Source organism: Streptomyces sp. NPDC015220 (genome assembly GCF_043079345.1).
Classification (GTDB): Bacteria; Actinomycetota; Actinomycetes; order Streptomycetales; family Streptomycetaceae; genus Streptomyces.
Genome location: NZ_JBIBUK010000022.1, coordinates 101723 through 119809 on the forward strand (window position 1 = coordinate 101723; position 18087 = coordinate 119809).

At 69.8% G+C, this 18087-nt stretch carries 16 protein-coding genes and 2 pseudogenes; 13 read left to right on the forward strand and 5 right to left on the reverse strand.

Going from position 1 to position 18087, the window contains the following annotated elements; genetic code table 11:
• Positions 1–475: 475 nt before the first annotated feature.
• Complete coding sequence (locus ACF061_RS31420; RefSeq protein ID WP_392270386.1) at positions 476–1087, reverse strand: TetR/AcrR family transcriptional regulator; 612 nt, start codon at positions 1085–1087, stop codon at positions 476–478.
• Here ACF061_RS31420 and ACF061_RS31425 point away from each other — a divergent pair.
• From ACF061_RS31425 to ACF061_RS31440, 4 genes are all read left to right on the forward strand, one after another.
• Positions 1044–1487: an SDR family oxidoreductase gene (locus ACF061_RS31425; protein ID WP_392270387.1), complete on the forward strand. Its 444-nt coding sequence runs from the start codon at positions 1044–1046 to the stop codon at positions 1485–1487. The two genes, ACF061_RS31420 and ACF061_RS31425, sit on opposite strands and share 44 nt — an antisense overlap.
• Positions 1488–1736: 249 nt before the next feature.
• The gene (locus tag ACF061_RS31430; RefSeq protein ID WP_392270388.1) at positions 1737–1973 is read left to right on the forward strand and encodes a hypothetical protein; all 237 of its coding nucleotides are present in this window, start codon (positions 1737–1739) and stop codon (positions 1971–1973) included.
• A 919-nt stretch (positions 1974–2892) separates the two neighbouring features.
• A complete protein-coding gene (locus tag ACF061_RS31435; RefSeq protein WP_392270389.1) occupies positions 2893–4476 on the forward strand; it encodes a glycoside hydrolase family 27 protein in 1584 nt (527 codons plus the stop codon).
• Between the two features lie 374 nt (positions 4477–4850).
• Entirely contained in the window at positions 4851–6290 is a 1440-nt protein-coding gene (locus tag ACF061_RS31440) for a lectin (protein ID WP_392270419.1), read from the forward strand.
• Between the two features lie 29 nt (positions 6291–6319).
• Here ACF061_RS31440 and ACF061_RS31445 read toward each other — a convergent pair.
• Positions 6320–6484, reverse strand: a pseudogene (locus ACF061_RS31445) (alpha/beta hydrolase); the annotation flags it as partial.
• A gap of 74 nt (positions 6485–6558) precedes the next feature.
• Positions 6559–6711: pseudogene (locus tag ACF061_RS31450) on the reverse strand (IS5/IS1182 family transposase); the annotation flags it as partial.
• A gap of 204 nt (positions 6712–6915) precedes the next feature.
• On the opposite strand from ACF061_RS31450, the gene ACF061_RS31455 reads away from it, so the two are divergent.
• From ACF061_RS31455 to ACF061_RS31470, 4 genes are all read left to right on the forward strand, one after another.
• Positions 6916–7839 carry a hypothetical protein gene (locus ACF061_RS31455; RefSeq protein WP_392270390.1) on the forward strand — a complete coding sequence of 308 codons (924 nt, stop codon included), beginning with the start codon at positions 6916–6918 and terminating at the stop codon, positions 7837–7839.
• A gap of 74 nt (positions 7840–7913) precedes the next feature.
• Positions 7914–8084: a hypothetical protein gene (locus tag ACF061_RS31460; RefSeq protein WP_392270391.1), complete on the forward strand. Its 171-nt coding sequence runs from the start codon at positions 7914–7916 to the stop codon at positions 8082–8084.
• A gap of 433 nt (positions 8085–8517) precedes the next feature.
• Entirely contained in the window at positions 8518–9615 is a 1098-nt protein-coding gene (locus ACF061_RS31465) for a hypothetical protein (RefSeq protein ID WP_392270392.1), read from the forward strand.
• 546 nt (positions 9616–10161) lie between these two features.
• Complete coding sequence (locus ACF061_RS31470; protein WP_392270393.1) at positions 10162–10965, forward strand: formate/nitrite transporter family protein; 804 nt, start codon at positions 10162–10164, stop codon at positions 10963–10965.
• A gap of 290 nt (positions 10966–11255) precedes the next feature.
• Here the strand turns inward: ACF061_RS31470 and ACF061_RS31475 are convergent, their stop codons facing one another.
• Both ACF061_RS31475 and ACF061_RS31480 read right to left on the reverse strand, forming a co-directional pair.
• Positions 11256–11633: an STAS domain-containing protein gene (locus tag ACF061_RS31475; protein ID WP_392270394.1), complete on the reverse strand. Its 378-nt coding sequence runs from the start codon at positions 11631–11633 to the stop codon at positions 11256–11258.
• A gap of 321 nt (positions 11634–11954) precedes the next feature.
• On the reverse strand, positions 11955–12110 hold the full coding sequence (locus ACF061_RS31480) for a 3-hydroxyacyl-CoA dehydrogenase family protein (protein ID WP_392270395.1): 156 nt from the start codon (positions 12108–12110) through the stop codon (positions 11955–11957).
• A gap of 38 nt (positions 12111–12148) precedes the next feature.
• Between ACF061_RS31480 and ACF061_RS31485 the strand changes: the two genes are divergently transcribed.
• The 5 genes from ACF061_RS31485 (at position 12149) to ACF061_RS31505 (ending at position 17889) form a co-directional block, all read left to right on the forward strand.
• On the forward strand, positions 12149–12376 hold the full coding sequence (locus ACF061_RS31485) for a hypothetical protein (protein ID WP_392270396.1): 228 nt from the start codon (positions 12149–12151) through the stop codon (positions 12374–12376).
• Between the two features lie 467 nt (positions 12377–12843).
• Positions 12844–14169 carry a cytochrome ubiquinol oxidase subunit I gene (locus ACF061_RS31490; RefSeq protein ID WP_392270397.1) on the forward strand — a complete coding sequence of 442 codons (1326 nt, stop codon included), beginning with the start codon at positions 12844–12846 and terminating at the stop codon, positions 14167–14169.
• Positions 14170–14209: 40 nt separating this feature from the next.
• The gene (locus ACF061_RS31495) at positions 14210–15229 is read left to right on the forward strand and encodes a cytochrome d ubiquinol oxidase subunit II (RefSeq protein WP_392270398.1); all 1020 of its coding nucleotides are present in this window, start codon (positions 14210–14212) and stop codon (positions 15227–15229) included.
• Positions 15230–15784: 555 nt separating this feature from the next.
• Entirely contained in the window at positions 15785–16717 is a 933-nt protein-coding gene (locus tag ACF061_RS31500; protein ID WP_392270399.1) for an SRPBCC family protein, read from the forward strand.
• Complete coding sequence (locus ACF061_RS31505) at positions 16714–17889, forward strand: zinc-dependent alcohol dehydrogenase (RefSeq protein WP_392270400.1); 1176 nt, start codon at positions 16714–16716, stop codon at positions 17887–17889. Before ACF061_RS31500 ends, ACF061_RS31505 begins: the two co-directional genes overlap by 4 nt.
• The last annotated feature ends 198 nt before the right edge of the window (positions 17890–18087 follow it).

An 18087-nucleotide genomic window follows, 5' to 3' on the forward strand; every position in this document is an offset into this window, starting at 1 on the left:
GGACCGGCCCGCGCCCCCGCCCGGCGCGGGCGGGTGCCGGAGCGGGGGGGCGCGGGTGGGCTCGGGCGGGGCGTGGGGGGTGTTTGCCCCCGGGGGGGGGGCCCCGGGGCCCGCGGGGGGCCCCCACCCCGCCCGTCCCTTCTCCGCGCTCGCCTCGAGGGCCCCTGGCGCCCCCACAAGCCACGCTTCGGGGCCCGAGTTCAGCGAGTTGTAGTCGCAGAGGAAAGCGGCCGTGCTGAACGACGACGAGGTCAAGCTGGTTAAGTGGTCGGCTCCGGAAGTCCTTCTGGGGTTGACTTGAGCGCTCCTCTTGTGGAGTCCAGGTAGCGGAGCGGACGTGCCACCGGTGCTGCTGCGCATGACGCCGACGTGGCCCATCTGTAGCCAGCTGGGAGATCCGGATGCTGACCTGGTCTGTGGCAGCGGATGTGCCCAGTCTCCGTCCACGGTTTCCGGGCTGGCTGGCCGCTGCGGATCAGCCGCGCACCGCAGCCATGCAGTCGTCGTACAGGTCCATGATTTCGCCCTTGCCGTCGTTGGCGAGCCAGGCCATCGATGCGGCATCCAGACATGCGAACGCCGTCGCGATCACCGCGCGGGCCTTCGCGTCCTCGTTGCCGGCAGCTGTGTCCATACGGGTCTCGATGAGCGGCAGCAGGTTCTCCTGGAACCGCAGTCGCTTCTCGAGCCAGCCGGCACGCAGCGAGGCGGTGTGGTGCAGGAGGCGGAACCGCTTCAGGGCCCGTTCTCGGCTGTCGTGCAAGGCCAGTACGGCAGCAACCCCTGCGCGCAGGGCCTCCCAGGCACCGGCATCGGCGGGCTGTTCGCTGATCGTGTCCATCAGGACCTGCCCGAACCGGTCCTGGCCGCCGCCGAGAAGGTCCTCCTTGGCGCCGAAATAGCGGAAGGGGGTGCGCTGGGAGACGCCGGCCTCCCGTGCGATCTGGGCGGTGGTCGTCTCGTCGTAGCCCTGCTCGGTGAACAGGCGCAGCGCCGTCTCGAGGATCTCCTGGGAAGCCAGCTGCCGTGTCCGGTCCCACAGCGTGGTCGGTGCGCCCGTTGATGCTTTCGACGCCCTGTTCGACATCAACGTCAGGGGAAACTTCTTCACTCTGCAAAAGGGGCTGCCGCTCCTCAACGAGGGCGCCTCGGTCGTGTTCGCGGTGGGCGCCGCCGAAGTGCTCGGGGCCGCGATGACAGCCGCCAAGGGCGCCTTGCCGCCCCTCATGCGGTCACTCGCGCTCGAACTCGCCCCCCGCCGCATCCGCGTCAACGCGGTCAGCCCGGGAATGATCAACACCCCTGTCTACAGCAAGATGGGTGTCTCCCCGGAAATGCTCGACTCCAGGGCCCGGGGCGTCCCGCTCGTCGGCGCCGCCGCCGACATCGCCGAAGCGGTGGCCTTCCTCGCCTCGGACGCCGCCGGTTACATCACCGGCGACAACCTCACCGTCTCCGGCGGCATGGGCGTTCACTCCAACGCCTGACGAGGGAAGACCGCCCCTGACGTGCCGGCAGCCAACTACGCTCCCGACGACGCCACTGACCAGGACAGATAGCGAAACGCTGCTGGAGTACCAGTCTCGCGATCGGCCAACTCGCCCACGTGCAGGTCGACTTCGACTTCCAGGGTCCTGCAAGCATCCGCCGGGCACCCGGCCCCCTCATCAACTCGAAGGAAATCACCAAAGAGCGGTGTGCCGGGAAACCGGCCCGCACCGTTCGGGAAGGGGCCGTTGGAGAAGGACCCGGACGACGAGCGCCTCGCCGGCGGCCTGCCTCACACCGGCTGCGGCCGGCCGACGGGCGCCGGCGTCGCCGACCCGGGGGCCATCCTGGACGACCCGCAGTGGGTGGAGTGGCGCGGCGGCCCCGCCCATGAGTTCAGCGCCGCTTCCCCCGCGTTCGCGGCGATCCGTGCGAGGACGGACGTTCCGGGCGGTCCCGCGTCTCCGGTGCGGCGCAGCAGGTAGTCGCGGACACCGTTGAGTGCGGTAGGGTGCCGCGCACCCGGTTCGCGACCCACGGTCCCACAGCCAGACCGAGGGGCGGGCCGTGCGGATCTCGTCCGCGAAGGTGCTGAAGAATGCCGTCTCGTCGTCGATGCCCGTGACCTCGACATGTCCGGCCGGCACGTCGGCGAGGGCGGCGCCGAACTCGCCGAGTTTCCGCGCGTCCTCGTGGGGCGCGGTGATCAGGCCGTGCAACTCCTTCAGCTCCTCCGGCAGACGCCGGGGGAACTTCGCCCGCTACGGCTGTGTTCGGCTCGTTCGTCCGAGGAGGCAGGGAACTCGGTGGCGGTGCGGCAGCGGGTTGTGGTCGGAGCCCCTGCTGCGGCGCCCCGACCGGCTCCCTCCCGGGCCGCAGGTGTCGGCGCCTCCGTCCGGTTCCGGGCGAGTCGTCGGCCTGGCCGCTCCGGCACCGGGTGAGGACCGACCCTGCCCTTCATGGCAATGCCGTCCAAGCTCTTGAGCCCGTCCCCGTTGTGTGCCAGCCTCTTTCAACAAGAGCACACACATTCCGTTCGGAAGCGAACACGTTCCGTCGGAGAACGACAAGCGTGTCACGAACCCACAGGATCGTGAGCGCCGACCGTAGAGGTGTGTGCGTTTGGGAGCGCTCCCATGTCGTGGGGAGGACACTTGGCACCGGCAGGCACCGGCAGAACGGACGGCCCAAAGCGGTCCGGGAGCCGACCAGTGGCGCCACGCCTCCCCGACGTGAACGAACCCGGCTCCCGCGCATGCGCCGCCGTCCCGGGTGCACAACCCCCCCATGCGTGCCCTCGCCAACTCCGCGCGAGGAGATACCCGTTTCCGGAGGTCCACGGCCATGCCCGCACACTTTCCCCCCGCACCACGAAGACTGCGCCACCTGCTGCGCCGGTCAAGGATGTCAGCGCTCACAGCGGTCGGCGCCCTTCTCGCGTTCACGCTTCCACTGCTTGCTGTCGGTACGGCCCAGCCCGCGGCCGCGCTGGGCAACGGCCTGGCGTTGACGCCACAGATGGGATTCAACGACTGGAACGCCTACGGCTGCAACGTCTCCGAGGCGCTCATCAAGTCCACCGCACAGGCGATGCACACCAACGGCATGCAGGCGGCGGGCTACACGTACGTCAACATCGACGACTGCTGGATGACGCACTCCCGGGACTCCTCGGGCCGGCTGGTCCCCGATCCGGCGAAGTTCCCGGACGGTATCAAGGGGACCGCCGACTACGTCCACTCGCTCGGCCTCAAGCTGGGCATCTACGAGGACGCCGGCACCGCCACCTGCGCCGGTTACCCCGGCAGTCTCGGTCACGAGACCACCGACGCCCAGTCCTTCGCCTCCTGGGGTGTCGACTACCTGAAGTACGACAACTGCAACAACAACGGGGTCTCCGCGCAGACCCGCTACACCGCCATGCGCGACGCCCTCGCCGCGACCGGCCGGCCCATCCTGTACAGCCTGTGCAACTGGGGCCAGGACAACGTGTGGACCTGGGGCGCCGGCGTCGGCAACAGCTGGCGCACCACCGGGGACATCACCGCCGGCTACTCCAGCATGCTCTCCATCTTCCACGCCAATGTGGGCCTGTCCTCCTACGCAGGCCCCGGCCACTGGAACGACCCGGACATGCTGGAGGTCGGCAACAGCGGCCTGACGGACACCGAGGCCCGCACGGAGTTCAGCCTGTGGGCTGAGATGGCCGCTCCGCTCATCGCCGGCACGAACCTGACCTCCGCCAGTTCCGCAACGTTGTCCATCTACACCAACGCGCGCGTGATCGCGGTGGACCAGGACTCGCTGGGCAGGCAGGGAACCATGGTCTCCTCGTCGAACGGCCTGGACGTCCTGGCCAAGCCGCTCGCGGGCGGCGACGTGTCCGTCGCGCTGTTCAACGAGACCGGATCGACCGCGAACATCAGTACCACCGCGACCGCGGTCGGCAAGACGGGCGCCTCCAGCTACACCCTGACCGACCTGTGGTCCGGGGCGACGTCGACCACGTCGGGCGCGATCAGCGCATCGGTACCGGCGCACGGAACCGTCATGTACCGGGTCGCCGGTGGCAGCAGCACCGGAGGCGGGGAGGCCACGGGCGAGATCCACGCGGTGGGCGCCGGCAAGTGCCTCGACGTGCCCGACTCGGCCACCACCGCCGGCACACAGGTCCAGATCTGGACCTGTGGCGGCGGAGCGAACCAGCGCTGGACGCACACCTCCTCCCAGCAGCTGACGGTCTACTCGGGCGGGTCGCGGATGTGCCTGGACGCGTTCGACAACCAGACCACGCCCGGCACCAAGGTGGAGATCTGGCAATGCAACGGCCAGACCAACCAGCAGTGGAGGATCAACACCGACGGCACCATCATCGGAGTCCAGTCCGGACTCTGCCTGGACGTCACCAAGGCCTCCACCGCCAACGGTGCCCTGATCGAACTGTGGCAATGCAACGGCCAGACCAACCAGCAGTGGACCATGAGTTGAGCATGCCGGGACCTTCGTAGGCATCGCCGGCCGGGCTCCGAGCACCGGAGCCCGGCAGGCGTCGCCACACCGTTCCCCGTGGGAATGCCCTGAGGCGCTCTCGTTCCCACAAGGCGCTGCCGCTTGTCGTCCGGCAGCGGGCACGGGCGCGTACGCCCGATCCCGGTGCGGCCCGCGTGGACGTCGTCGTTCCCCCACTCATTCGAAGGAGGCTCCCATGTACGACAGGAGGTCACCGGCCCGGCCCTGATGACTCCCCGTCCCCTTCGTCCCCCAAGTTCGCGAGGTTCAGGACAATGCATCCGTTAGCCGTTTCCCCTCAGGGCGCCGCGGCGAGAAGACGCCGCTCCCCGACGGCTGCCGTCGCATGTGTGATGGCGCTGCTGGCCACGATGCTGGCGACGGCGCTGACATGGTCGGCGCCGGCGTCCGCGGCAGCCGTACCGCTGGTGAGTTCGGCATCGGGCCGGTGTCTCGACGTCAAGGGCGGCGTCGCCACGGCGGGCACCGCCCTGGAGATCTGGGACTGCAACGGCCAGGCGAACCAGGTGTTCGAGTTCACCTCGTCCGGTGAGCTGAGGACCATGGGCGGCACCCGCTGCGTGGACGCCTCCAACGCCCAGACCACGCCGGGGACCCAGGTGATCATCTGGACCTGCGACGGCCAGTCCAACCAGCAGTGGCGGCGCAATGCCGACGGGTCCGTCACAGGAGTGCAGTCGGGGCTGTGCCTGGACATCGACGGGGCCGGCACCGCCAACGGAACCGCGATCGTCCTGTGGACCTGCAACGGCCAGAGCAACCAGAAATGGAGCCTGTCGTCGCCGACGACACCCCCGCCGGCAGGCGGCTCGCACTCCTGCGACATCTACGCCGCGGGCGCTACGCCCTGTGTAGCCGCGCACAGTACGGTCCGCGCGCTCTACGCCTCCTACAGCGGCAACCTGTACCAGGTCAGGCGCTCGTCGGACAACGCGACCAGGGACATCGGAGCACTCGCGCCCGGCGGCTACGCCAACGCGGCGGCGCAGGACTCGTTCTGCTCGGGCACCGCTTGCGTGATCACCGTGGTCTACGACCAGTCGGGGCACGGCAACGACCTGTGGTACCAGGGCTCGGCACAGGTTCCCGGATCGAGTCAGAGCAGTCCGGCGAAGGCCACCTCGGAGTCGCTGACGGCTGGCGGCGCCAAGGCTTACTCGCTGTACATCAACCCAGGCAACAGCTACTGGCACGACGGCCACCAGACAGGTGTGCCGACCGGCAGCGCGCCCGAGGGCGCGTACATGGTCACCAGCGGCACCCACGTGAACAACGGCTGCTGCTTCGACTACGGCAACAGTGAGACAACCCGCAAGGCCGACGCCGCCGGCGCCATGGACGCGATCAACTTCGGCACCGAGTGCTGGTTCGGCGGCTGCTCGGGCAGCGGGCCCTGGGTCCAGGCGGACCTCGAATGGGGCCTCTACTCCGGTGGCAGCCAGTCCTGGAACACCGGCCAGCGCGCCTTCACCAGCAAGTTCGTCACCGCCATGCTGAAGAACAACGGCACGTCGAGATTCGCCCTCAAGGGCGGTGACGCGCAGTCCGGTGGCCTCACCACCGTGTGGGACGGCGGACTGCCCAGCGGCTACAGCCCCATGAAGAAGCAAGGGGCCATCGTGCTGGGAAGCGGTGGCGACTGCTGCAAGCCCGACGGTGGCGCCAACCTGAGCGCCGGCACCTTCTACGAAGGGGCAGTCGTCGCGGGATACCCGTCCGACGCGACGGACAACGCGGTGCAGTCCGACATCACCGCTGCCGGTTACCGCTGACGCCGGACCACATATGGGAGGCCGACCTCGATGGTCACCACGGCGGGGTCGACCGTGGCCGTCTCCGGCTCGGCGTAGTAGTCGTTGACGTCGAGATCGACCGGGTACCGGGCCGAGACGTAGACGATGCGGTCGATCAGATCCGGGCGGGCGTTGGCCGCGGCCGTGATACCGCGGCGGCGGTGGGCGACGAGCGTTGCTGACCGGGGACAGGTCCACCTCGCCCCGCTTCGCGGCCTCCGCGATCAGGCCCTCCAGCAGGGCCTCGAAGGAGAGCGTTCACGGCCTCGCGCAGGTCGCAGGAGCCCGGGGCCCCGGTGGCCGACCGGGCCACCCGCTCCTGCTTCCATGCGGTGACCAGCGGTTCGATCAACGCCCACCGCTCGTCGGACGAGTCGGTTGGGTACGGCATCCGTTCCATGCCCGCGACTCCATCATGTACGCGACATGGAACGAGGACGAACCGCCCCATCACCCACGGACGGGAGACACCACATCATCAAGAACGGGACTCAACACCCTCAGAGGAGGTGCATGCCCTTCGGGGTGCCCTCCCGTACCTCTTCCGCTCACCGTCACTGCTCTAGGCTCGGTGGCGGCTTCGGCCAGCAGGGAGGAGAGAATCGTGCGCGAGCAACGGACAGCCAGGGACGTGCAGACGACGCCGCGGGCCGTCGCCAGGCGTGGCACGCCCCTGACCGGTATGGCCGCGCTTCAGCAGCGCGCGGGTAACGCGGCGGTCACCCGCTGGGTGCAGCGCAAGGCGGCAGGCCTGGACGAGCACTACGCCACGAGGCCCACGGAGCACCCCGAGTGGGGGCCGTATCAGGAACTGACAAAGGCCGCGGGCATTCCCCAAGCCGATGCCGACGACGCCTGGCAACTCCTGCTCGGTGGGGTCGACTCGCAGGGCGCTCTGAACAGCGAGGCCATGGCGAGGACGAGTGACCGCCAGGAGCAGCGCGAGATCCGTGCGACGAACACGTGGTACCACGAGTTCGTCGAGCTCATGACGAAGCATCTGGAGATCGAGACGCCCACCATGGCCCTGTGGGCCGGCGGCAACGAGGTCAACGACTACGCGGTGGAGAAGGGCCACACACCGCTGGCACGAACCCGGATCGGCAGCGTGCTCAACGTCCTGGAACTGCATCCGGACTGGAAGCTGACAGGGCCGATGTGGAGCATCCTGTCCAAGGCGTTCGTGTCCCTCGCTACTGGCCCCGTGCACATCTTCGTGCGGGCCTACGATCCCGACAGCATCCTCATCAGGCTGGAAGTCCCACAGCTCCGGCTGGTCCAGCGGCTGAACCCGAACGTCAAAATGATCTGGCACCCCCTGTACACCGGTCCGGACGGGCGGACGAGGGAGATCTCCAGGGACTGCCAACTCGTCGACAACGCAGAGTACGACGGACGCGACGCGTGCGTGGGCACCCTCATCCAGTACCTCAGGCTTTTCCATGACGAGAGCAACGCCAAAGCCGCCCCCGCCCACAAGAGCATGGAGCGGCTGCTCACCGCGAACGGCCACAAGGACGGCGTCTGAAGCGGTAGCCGACCCTCTGGGTACGGACGGGCGTGGACAAAACGTGCTTGACGGAGTGAGTACTCACTCCGTACGTGACCTCTCTCGCTCCCTCCCGGCGCCGTACGGCGCCCATGGAACCCGACCAGCGCCGCGCGATGATCGTCGCCATGGCCCTTCCCCTCGTCATCGAGTACGGCGCCTCTGTGTCCACGGCGAAGATCGCGCGCGCCGCAGGCATCGGAGAGGGCACGATCTTCCACTAACTCGCGGCCTGCATGACCGAGGCAGTACGTGCCGACGACACCCTCGCCCACCTGGAATCGATCACACTGGACCAGCCACTGGCGGTTCGGCTCACCGAGGCGGCCGAGGGGATCGGATCTCGCTGTTCGGGCGCCTCGGCCGACTCCATGATCTTGGAATCCGTGCCTGACACGTGCGCGAGCCGGCTCGGCAGCCGGCGCAGTTGGAGTCGAACGCCGTCCGACCACGCCGACGCCCTGCCTCCTGAGATGACGCACACCTACCTTCGGGGATCCCGTGAGCTGCCACATCGGCTGTCGGCGGGCCGCCGGTCGGCGGACACGCCCGGCGGCCCGCCGACGAATGCGTAACATTCGCGCCTTTCCCGCTGCCGCGGAGAACCTACGGCACCGTTTCGCCCTCTTCGCGGGTGCCCCAACTACTGGAGGAACGATGAACTGGTCCAGGGCCGTGGCCGTCACAGCGGCCTGTCTCGTTCTGTCCGGGTGCGCCACCGCGGCGAGCGGGGCCGGAGCGGCGCACAGCACGGGCGCCTCCGCGCACACCGCGCACAAGACCACGTCCACCACCCCCAGGAGTCCCGGGGCCACGAGCGGCAAGCCCGAACTGATCCTCAACGGCCAGACCGGTGCCCGCCCCGGGCAACGGGTCCACATGATGCTCTACGGCGTCAGCCGCGCTCAGGGCGGCGACGCAGTGACCGCCCGGTCGCCCGCGTTGGACGGGTCGGCACGGCTGGAATGGGAGGGCGACCACTACTGGGCCCTGGCGACCCTCAAGATGACGGACAAGCCCGGCTGGTACCCGCTGACGGTCGCAGTCCATGGCGGTACCGTGGCCCACGACAGAATCCAGGTCGTACGATCCCAGCGGCCCTCCTTCACCCTGCCGGCGTCGCGGTACGTCACCCGCCCCGGAGAGCCGGTGTGGGCGGGCTACGACGACCTGTATCCCGGTGAGCGGGGCACCGACTTCACCGTGCGGTCCGCGGCCCTGCCGGCGCCCGTGCGTCTCGTCCACGACGAGAACGTGGATTCCTACAACCCGCGGGCCTTCTCGGCGCGGATGCGGCTCAAGCCCGTCATGGCGGACGGCACGTACACCTTCCGACTGTACGGCCCGCACGGCCGCCGCATCGCCGAGAAGCACGTCAAGGTCCGCACGTCCCGGCCCGGCGACCGCGACTACCTGGGCAAGGCTCATGGGCCGGAGTTCTACGACCCGGGCGAGGGCTACTCGGGCGGCACGCACGGGTTCCGGGTCGGCGCGGGGCGTCAGGTGGCGGTCATGTGGCACGACGAGTACCCGGACGCGGGCGAGCAGACGCGGCTGACCGCCACCTCTCCGGCGTTCACCGGGGCACTCCGCCTTCGCTACGACGACAGCAAGGCCGCGGACGGCGACGACCCGCGCTTCTTCGGCACGGCAACCGTCCGCTCGGACCTCAAGCCCGGCCGGTACCCTGTGACGATCGTCGCCCACCACGGCCGGGTGAAGAGGACGGAGTACGTGACGGTGACGGCGCGGTAGGCCGTGCCGCGTCTGGAGCGCAGCAGCGCCCGGTCGCCGGTGTAGTGGGCGAGCTGGGCGCGGTAGCCGTCCCACTTCGGCTCGGCGGCCGCACGCGCCGGCAGGGCCGGTTCGGCCACGGTGTCGGCGAGCATGGGCTCGGGCAGCGTCCACGTCACACCGTGCCCCATTCCACCGCGGCCGGCCGCGGTCGTCGGTTCGGTGCCCGGTCACTCGTCTGCGCCGCCCCCAGGGAGCGCGTGATGGCCCGGTCGCAGTCAAGATCACTTGGCGAACGTTCATATCACTGGCAGAGGACCCCGACCGCTTCCACCTGACCGCGTACTCCGCGGATCGACCGGTGGTGCACGGCTGGTGGGGCCGGTGCGGAAGCATGCACGGTTGTCACGGGGTACTCGGGATTGCTGTCGTCTCACCCCGGCCGCGCGGTCCCTCCCGCTGTCGAAGGGGCTGGCTCCCTGATCAGGCTGAGCGGCGGGCGAGCCGTTCGCCACTGAGGAAGGCGGACGGCACGTTCCCGTGGTGACGCGAAACCGGAGGAGTGCCATGGATCCGGATGACCAGATCATGCAGGGGCCCGGCGAGCGGAGAGTCGCCGAAGCGGCGGCACGGATCGTGGCCGAGGGCCGGCCACGGTTGCACCGCACCTGGACGTCCTTGGTGGCCACCTCACTGCTGGGCGGTATCGACGTCGGTGTCGGCGTCATGGCGCTGCTGTTCGTGCGGCAGGAGACCGGCAGCGAGCTCCTGGCCGGACTGGCCTTCTCCGTGGGACTCATCGCTTTGCTGCTCGGGCACAGCGAACTGTTCACGGAGGGGTTCCTGGTGCCCGTCGCCACCGTCATCGCGGGCGCGGCCAGCTGGCTGGACCTGGTACGGATGTGGGCAACGGTCCTGGTGATGAACCTGGTCGGCGGATGGGTGTTCATGTGGCTGGCCATGCAGGCCTACCCGGACCTGCACCGCACCGCGGCTGCTGCGGGCGCGAAGTTCGTCGACGGCGGGTACACACCGGGCACCTTCTGCCTCGCTGTGCTGGGCGGTGGCGTCATCACGCTCATGACCCGTATGCACCATGGCAGTGAGTCGATGACCGGGAAGATCACCGCATCGATCACCACCGCGTTCGTCCTGGCCGGGCTCGGGCTGTGGCACTCGGTGCTGGACTCCCTCATCGCGTTCGCCGGCCTGCACACCGGCAGGACGCCCTACGGTTACCTCGACTGGCTGGAGTGGCTGGCCTGGGCGGTTCTCGGCAACGTCGTCGGCGGCCTTCTGCTGACCACGGCACTGCGCCTCGTTCGCAGTGCCCCGGTGCTGAGCGACCACGAAGCGCACTCCGGCTCATGACGCCCGCGAAGCTGATCACCAACCGCACTCAGGGCGTCCGGGGCAGCCGTCAGCCGTGCAGGGCATTCGCAACGCCCCCGCGCTCGGGGTGCAAGCTGGACGGGTGACCTGGCGCCGGGCCGACCAGCTGGCCGGCAGCGGTGGAATGGGGCACGGTGTGACGTGGACGCTGCCCGAGCCCATGCTCGGCACCACCGTGACCAGCCCAGCCCTGCCGGTGCATGCGACGGCCGACCGAAAGGGGACGGCTACCGAGCGCAACCCGCTCACCACGAGGGCGACCCGAGTGGTCAGTTGCTCAGGGCTTGGTCGAGGGTTTCGTGGCAGTCGATGACGGTGTCGACGCCGACGAGGGTCAGGGTGCGCAGCACGGCGCTGCCGGGTGCGGCCAGGCGGAGCCGGCCGCCGGCCTCGGTGAGGGCGCGGTGGGCGGCGATCAGGATGTTGATGCCGCTGGAGTCGATGAAGGTCACCTGCCGCATGTCGACCACGACGCGGGGGCGGGGTACGCCGGAGAGGTCGAAGGCCTGGCGGAGTGCCATGCCGGTGTGGTGGTCGATCTCCCCGGCCAGGGTGATCACGTGGACGCCGCCGGTGGTGGAGGCCGCCACGGACAGCCGGCCTGGCTGCACAGCCTGTTCGCTACCCGTCACTTCTTCCTCAGCCATGTCGGTGATCCTGGCACAGCCAGACGCCTTACCGAGCTGTTGCCCCGCAGGCCGTAGATGATGTCCGGATGTGATGGAGCCGACAGGGGAGGTGTCCGGCGTCATCCCTGTAGGCGCGGGTATGCGCGCACGGGGGACATACGGGGGTACGGGGTAGTGAAGGCGGCTGGGGGGCTTCGCCGGCCAGTCGCACTTCACCCGTTTCTTCCGCGAGCGGTACGGGCGGGCCCCGGGCGAGCTTCGCCCGGCCTCGCCCGGTCGCCCGGACTGACCACCGACCACCGCGACGGCGCGCGGGCGGCCGGTGTGGGCCGGCGGCCGCTACAGGTTCCGGCGCGGCGCGACGCAGCTGTGGAACCCGCGCCCGCTCTTGCGGCCGAGGTGCCCTTCGCGGACCATCCGGACGAGCTGGTCGGAGGGCTGGAACCGGTCGTCGCCGGTGCACTCCAGCAGCACGCGCCGCGGGGACGACCTCACTGATCAGCATCGGATACGCCAGCAGTCGGCAGGCCACCGTGGATGTCACCGACCTCATCTGGAAGAACACTCATGTGCACGGCTTCCGATTCGCGCTGTTCACCGAGGACGACGTGAACGGCGCGAACGATTTCCCGCTCGGCCTCCTCGCTCAAGGGAAGGCGCAGCCTTGGGTGGCCCGTGCCTTCCCGCTGGAGGAGGCGGCCGCGGCACAGCGGCATCTGGCGGAGGAGAGACCCTTCGGACGCGTGCTCCTCGCCCTGTGAATGGCGGGTAAGCTCCGCCCGCGTCACCCGGTAGCGCACAGTTCCTCGGTCCGGGTCGACGAAGTCGGTGATGCCGACGGTTTCAGATCGGCCCGGCGCGCCTTCAGGCAGGTCACCGGTGCTGTCAGGTCGAGCGGGCTCGCGCTCGGGGAGGGGATGAGCCGGAGTTCGGCCAGAGCACGCAGACGCCGGTGCGAGCGCGCCGACGGTTCCGTATGCCTTTCGGGGCAAGGCAACAGCGATCGGGTATGACCGGGCGGGATCCTGGTATAACCCGATTCGACTGGTTTGCGGGTGCCGCTCGGCGGTTATCCCGGCAAGGACCGTGCGCCGCCGAGCGGCGTGACAGTGTTCTGGAAGATGAGGGAGTGCGCTTGTCCGCAGCCGTCGCAGCCCTCGGTTCCCGCCCCGTTCGGATTGCCGCTGCGGCTGCCGCCCAGGGGGATCTGTCGGCCGCCCGCGCTCAGATGGGGTTCTCTCTGGCGTGGCACATCATCGTCGCCTGCCTGGGTGTCGGGCTGCCTGCTCTCACTCTCATCGCCGAGTGGCTGGGTGTGCGTCGCGACAGTCCGGCGCTGAAGCTGCTGGCGCGGCGCTGGGCGCGGGCCATGGGTGTGCTGTTCGCTGTCGGCGCCGTGTCCGGCACGATCCTCAGCTTTGAGATGGGGCTGTTGTGGCCGGGTCTGATGGGGAGGTTCGGGCAGGTCATCGGGCTGCCCTTCGCGTTGGAGGGCATCGCGTTCTTCATCGAGGCGATCTTCCTCGGCATCTATCTCTACGCCTGGAACCGGCTTTCGCCGCGCAGGCACCTGCTTACCGGAATCCCCATCGTGGTCGCCGGCACCGCTTCGGCGTTCTTCGTCGTGTGTGCGAACGCCTGGATGAACCAGCCCCGCGGTTTCACTCTGCGCGACGGCAAGGTGGTGCGCGTCGATCCCTGGGCGGCCATGTTCAATCCGGCGAGTCCGCCGCAGACGGTGCACATGATCCTGGCTGCCTTCATGGTGGCCTCGTTCCTGACCGCTTCCGTGTACGCGGTCGCCCTGCTGCGGGGGCGCCGCGACGCCTACCACCGGGCGGGGTTCGTCATCCCCCTCACCGTCGGCGCGGTGGCGGCACCCTTCCAGATCGTGGTGGGTGACTGGGCTGCCCGCTTCCTGTCCGACTATCAGCCCGCCAAGCTCGCCGCCATCGAGGGTGTCTACCGCACGGGTTCGCACATCCCGCTCACCATCGGCGGCGTCGCCGGCGAGAAGGGCCTGGAATACGGTCTTGAGGTGCCCGACGGGCTGTCCCTGCTGGTCGGATACCGGACGGACACGGTGGTCAAGGGACTCGACCAAGTGCCCCGCTCCCAGTGGCCCGCCGTGACCGGGGTGCACTGGGCCTTCGACCTCATGGTCGCCGTCGGCTTCTTCCTGCCGGCACTCGGCCTGTGGCTGCTGCTCGCCTGGTGGCGCACCCGCCGCAGCGGCGGCGGCCTGCTCGACCGGCGCGGCACCAGGCTGCTGCTCGCCCTGGCGGCGCTCGCCGGCCCGGCCTCCGTGGTGGCGCTGGAGAGCGGCTGGAGCGTGACCGAGCTGGGCCGGCAGCCGTGGATCGTGTACGGGGTGATGAGCGTGCGCGACGCGGTGAACCCGGCCCCCGGACTCATGACCGGCCTGTGGCTGGTCCTCGTGGTGTACGCGGCGATGACCGTGGCGACGGTGTACGTACTGCGCCGCCTTGCCCGCGGCACCGCCGTCCCGGTCGCGCCCCAGGAGGCGGACGTGCGGGACTATCCCGTGGTCTGAACCGCCCCGTCCCCGCTTCCCCGATGCACCTGGAGGCCCTGTGCTCACCGACACCGCGCTGGCAGTCATGTGGGTGGGCCTCACCTGTTACGCGCTGTTCGCGGGTGCCGACTTCGGCGCCGGGGTCTGGGACCTGCTCGCCGGGAGCGCCCGCCAGGGCGCGCGGCAGCGGCGGGTCATCGAGCACAGCATCGGTCCGATCTGGGAGGCGAACCACGTCTGGCTCATCTTCGTGATCGTGATGCTGTGGTCCTGCTTCTCCCCGGTCTTCGCTGCCGTGATGTCCACCCTCTACGTGCCGCTGACCATCGCCGCGCTGGGCATCATCGCCCGCGGTGCCGCCTTCGCCTTCCGCAAGGCCAGCACCGAGCTGTGGCAGCAGCGGCTCTTCGGCGCGTTCTTCGCCGTCTCCTCTCTGGTCACGCCGTTCTTCCTGGGTGCCGTTGCGGGCGGGGTCGCGTCCGGGCGGGTGCCGGCCGGGGTGGCCGAGGGCGATGTGCTGACGAGCTGGCTGAACCCGACCTCGGTGCTGGGCGGCGCCCTCGCGGTGCTGGCCTGCGCACACCTGGCCGCTGTCTACCTGTGCGCGGACGCGGCCCGCGAGGCTGACGGGGAGCTGGCCCGGAGCTTCGCTCGGCGAGCCGTCGTCACCGGTGTCGCGAGCGGCGTCGTCGCGCTGGCCGGTACGGCGGTGCTGCATGCCGACGCTCCGGAACTGTTCCATGGGCTCACGCACCGGGCGCTGCCGCTGGTGGTGCTCAGCGCGGTCAGCGGTGTGACGGGCCTCGGACTGCTGCTGACTCGCCGCTACCTCGCGGCGCGTGCGGCGGCCGCGCTGGCGGTCGCCGCGATCCTGTGGTCCTGGGGCGCTGCCCAGTATCCGGCCATGCTCGTCCGCAGCCTCACGGTCACCCAAGCCGCCTCCCAGCCGGCCGTGCTCTCCGCCTGCCTGATCTGCCTGGCCTGCGGGGCCGTCCTGCTGATCCCGGCCCTCTGGCTGCTCTACAGCACCTTCCAACGCGCCGACACCTCGCAGCCCGGTCGCCGGCCGACGCGATGAGCAGCGTGACTGGGCCCGGCATCTGTTCACGCGGCATCGGGCGCGACGACCCTCCCTGATCCGTGAACTGCATGGGCGGCAGCCGGGTGGGGGCGGCGCGAGGCCACGGCTCCGGCTGCCTCAAGGTGGTGCCGCATCCCGACGGACACGGCAACGGCCAAGCGGTAAAGACCCTCGTGGCCGCCGGCCGCCTGCTCTCCAGGACCGGCCGGCCGACAAGTGGCGTCCGGCCCCCGCCTCGGCCAGGGCTGGGAAGGCCGTCGTCACCTGCGCTCTTGTCATACCCGCAGCGGAGATCGACCCCGTCCGGCCCGGTGGGACGGATGGCGGACCTTGTCTCGCAGCCTGACCGACGCCCACTCGTACGACAGGGCATTCGTCAAGCCCAGCGCGCGTCACGTCCGCGCCGCGACCGGACGGCTGCGCGCATCCGGTGACGGGAGTCGAGGATTGAATGTGGGCGACGCGGAAACTCCGGAATTGTCCGCCATGAGCGCTGCACCTTTTCACTCAAGTGGCCCGCCTTCCGTTCATCACCGCACGTGGGGAGCACTCATGAAAACAGAGACCACCTCCCGCCTCCGGCACGATCCGCTCGTGCGTTGCCTGGGCTGGGCCAGTGCGCTCCTGGGCGTTCCCCAGGTCGCCGCCCCGGCCGGCTTCGCCCGGGCCTTGGGCGTGGACGGTGAATTCCGGCACCGCTCGGCGACGGCCGCCGTGGGTGTGCGCGAGCTGGCGGCGGCGACCGGGTTGCTGGGGCGGCCGCATCCCGCCTGGCTCTGGGGCCGCGTCGGCGGCGACCTCATGGACCTGACGATGCTGACCCGCGCCCTGAAGAACCACAACGGTCGCGGCCTCGGCCGCACCGTTGCCGCGACCGCCGCAGTCACCGCCATCACGGCCACGGACGTCTACGCGGCCGTGACCCGCACCCGTAGGAGCACCCCCATGGAACTGGCCGCGGCCACCACCGTCATCCAATCCCCGGACGAGGTATACGCCCTCTGGAGCGACCTGGAGCACCTGCCGGACTTCATGGCGCACCTGGACGAGGTGCGTGTCACCGGCCCGCGCACCAGTCACTGGCGGGCCGGCGCGCCGTTCGGCAAGGCGGTCGAATGGGACGCCGAGACCACGCAGGAGGTCCCCGGCCAGCTGATCGCCTGGCGGTCGGTGGACGGTGCCGACATCGACAACTCCGGCGAGGTCCGTTTCGCGCCCGCCCCCGGCGGCCGGGGCACGGAGATCCGGGTGACCCTGCGCTACGACCTGCCCGGCGGAGCACTGGGCAAGGCCGCGGCGCGCTACTTCGGCGAGGAACCGCACCAGCAGCTGGACGACGACCTGCGCCGCTTCAAGCAGATCGCGGAGACCGGAGAGGTCGTCCGCTCCGAGGGCGCACCCGGCGGCAAGCGGGCCCGCGGCGAGTTCCCGCAGCACCCGGCCCGACCGCTGACCGAGGACGAACTGAAGGAGGCCCTGGCATGAAGGCGAACTGCTGGACGGGACGCAACTCGGTCGAGGTGCAGGAAGTACCGGACCCGTCGATCCTCAACAGCCGCGACGTCATCGTGAAGGTCACCTCGACGGCGATCTGCGGCTCCGATCTCCATCTGCTCGACGGCTACGTCCCCACCATGGAAAAGGGCGACATCATGGGCCACGAGTTCATGGGGGAGGTCGTCGAGGTCGGCTCCGGCATCAGCGACGGCAAACTGCGCGTCGGGGACCGGGTCGTCGTGCCGTTCCCCATCGCCTGCGGCGCCTGCGCGGCCTGCCGCGCGGAGCTGTACTCGTGCTGCGAGAACACCAACCCCAACGCGGGCATCTCGGAGAAGTTCTTCGGCCACCCCACCGCCGGCATCTACGGCTACTCCCACCTCACCGGCGGCTTCGCCGGCGGCCAGGCCGAGTACGCCCGCGTGGTGCTCGCCGACGCCAACGCCCTCAAAATCGAGTCGGACCTCACCGACGAGCAGGTGCTGTTCCTGTCCGACATCCTGCCGACCGGGTACATGGGCGCCGACATGTGCGACATCCAGGAAGGTGACGTCGTCGCCGTCTGGGGCGCCGGGCCGGTCGGCCAGTTCGCCATGGACAGCGCCCGGGTCCTGGGCGCCGAGAAGGTCATCGCGATCGACAAGGAGACCTACCGGCTCGACATGGCCGCAGCCCAGGGCTACACCACCATCAACTTCGAGGACACCGACGTACGGTCGGCACTGCTCGAACTCACCGGCGGCCGGGGCCCCGACAAGTGCATCGACGCGGTCGGCCTGGAGGCCACACACGGTGCCTCCCACGTCCACCTCTACGACCGCGCCAAGCAGGCGGTCCGCTCCGAGACCGACCGGCCGCACGCCCTGCGCCAGGCCATCATGTCCTGCCGGAGCGGCGGCGTGGTGTCGGTCATCGGCGTCTACGGCGGGATGATCGACAAGTTCCCGGCGGGTGCCTGGATGAACAGGTCCCTGACCCTGCGGACCGGGCAGTGCCACGTGCAGAAGTACATGAAGCCGCTGTTGGGCCTGATCGAGCAGGGCAAGATCGACCCCACCCGGGTCATCACCCACCGGCTGCCCCTGACCGAGGCACCGACCGGCTACGACCTGTTCAAGAACAAGAAGGACCGCTGCGAGAAGGTCGTCCTCAAGCCGTGAGGAACACACCGATGAGCTGCGGCGCCCTCGCGGCGCCCGGCGGCCGGATTCTCGGTGGCAGGAGCTCACCGGGACGCTGGAAAGGGTCTCGGCTGCAGACACCGACCGCGCGTCGCCGTACGACAGCAGGGTTGGGGCCGCGCGCCGGGGCCCGGTGGGCGCGACGGATATCCGATCGCCGGGCATCCGACCCAGGTT

Bases quoted from the DNA above. Each gene is read 5' to 3' on its own strand.
- ACF061_RS31465 (WP_392270392.1), top strand. From the start codon at position 8,518: ATGAACTGGTCCAGGGCCGTGGCCGTCACAGCGGCCTGTCTCGTTCTG.
- ACF061_RS31420 (WP_392270386.1), bottom strand. From the start codon at position 1,087: ATGTCGAACAGGGCGTCGAAAGCATCAACGGGCGCACCGACCACGCTG.
- ACF061_RS31435 (WP_392270389.1), top strand. From the start codon at position 2,893: ATGTCAGCGCTCACAGCGGTCGGCGCCCTTCTCGCGTTCACGCTTCCA.
- ACF061_RS31470 (WP_392270393.1), top strand. From the start codon at position 10,162: ATGGATCCGGATGACCAGATCATGCAGGGGCCCGGCGAGCGGAGAGTC.
- ACF061_RS31505 (WP_392270400.1), top strand. From the start codon at position 16,714: ATGAAGGCGAACTGCTGGACGGGACGCAACTCGGTCGAGGTGCAGGAA.
- ACF061_RS31440 (WP_392270419.1), top strand. From the start codon at position 4,851: ATGGCGCTGCTGGCCACGATGCTGGCGACGGCGCTGACATGGTCGGCG.
- ACF061_RS31475 (WP_392270394.1), bottom strand. From the start codon at position 11,633: ATGGCTGAGGAAGAAGTGACGGGTAGCGAACAGGCTGTGCAGCCAGGC.
- ACF061_RS31500 (WP_392270399.1), top strand. From the start codon at position 15,785: ATGAAAACAGAGACCACCTCCCGCCTCCGGCACGATCCGCTCGTGCGT.
- ACF061_RS31490 (WP_392270397.1), top strand. From the start codon at position 12,844: ATGGGGTTCTCTCTGGCGTGGCACATCATCGTCGCCTGCCTGGGTGTC.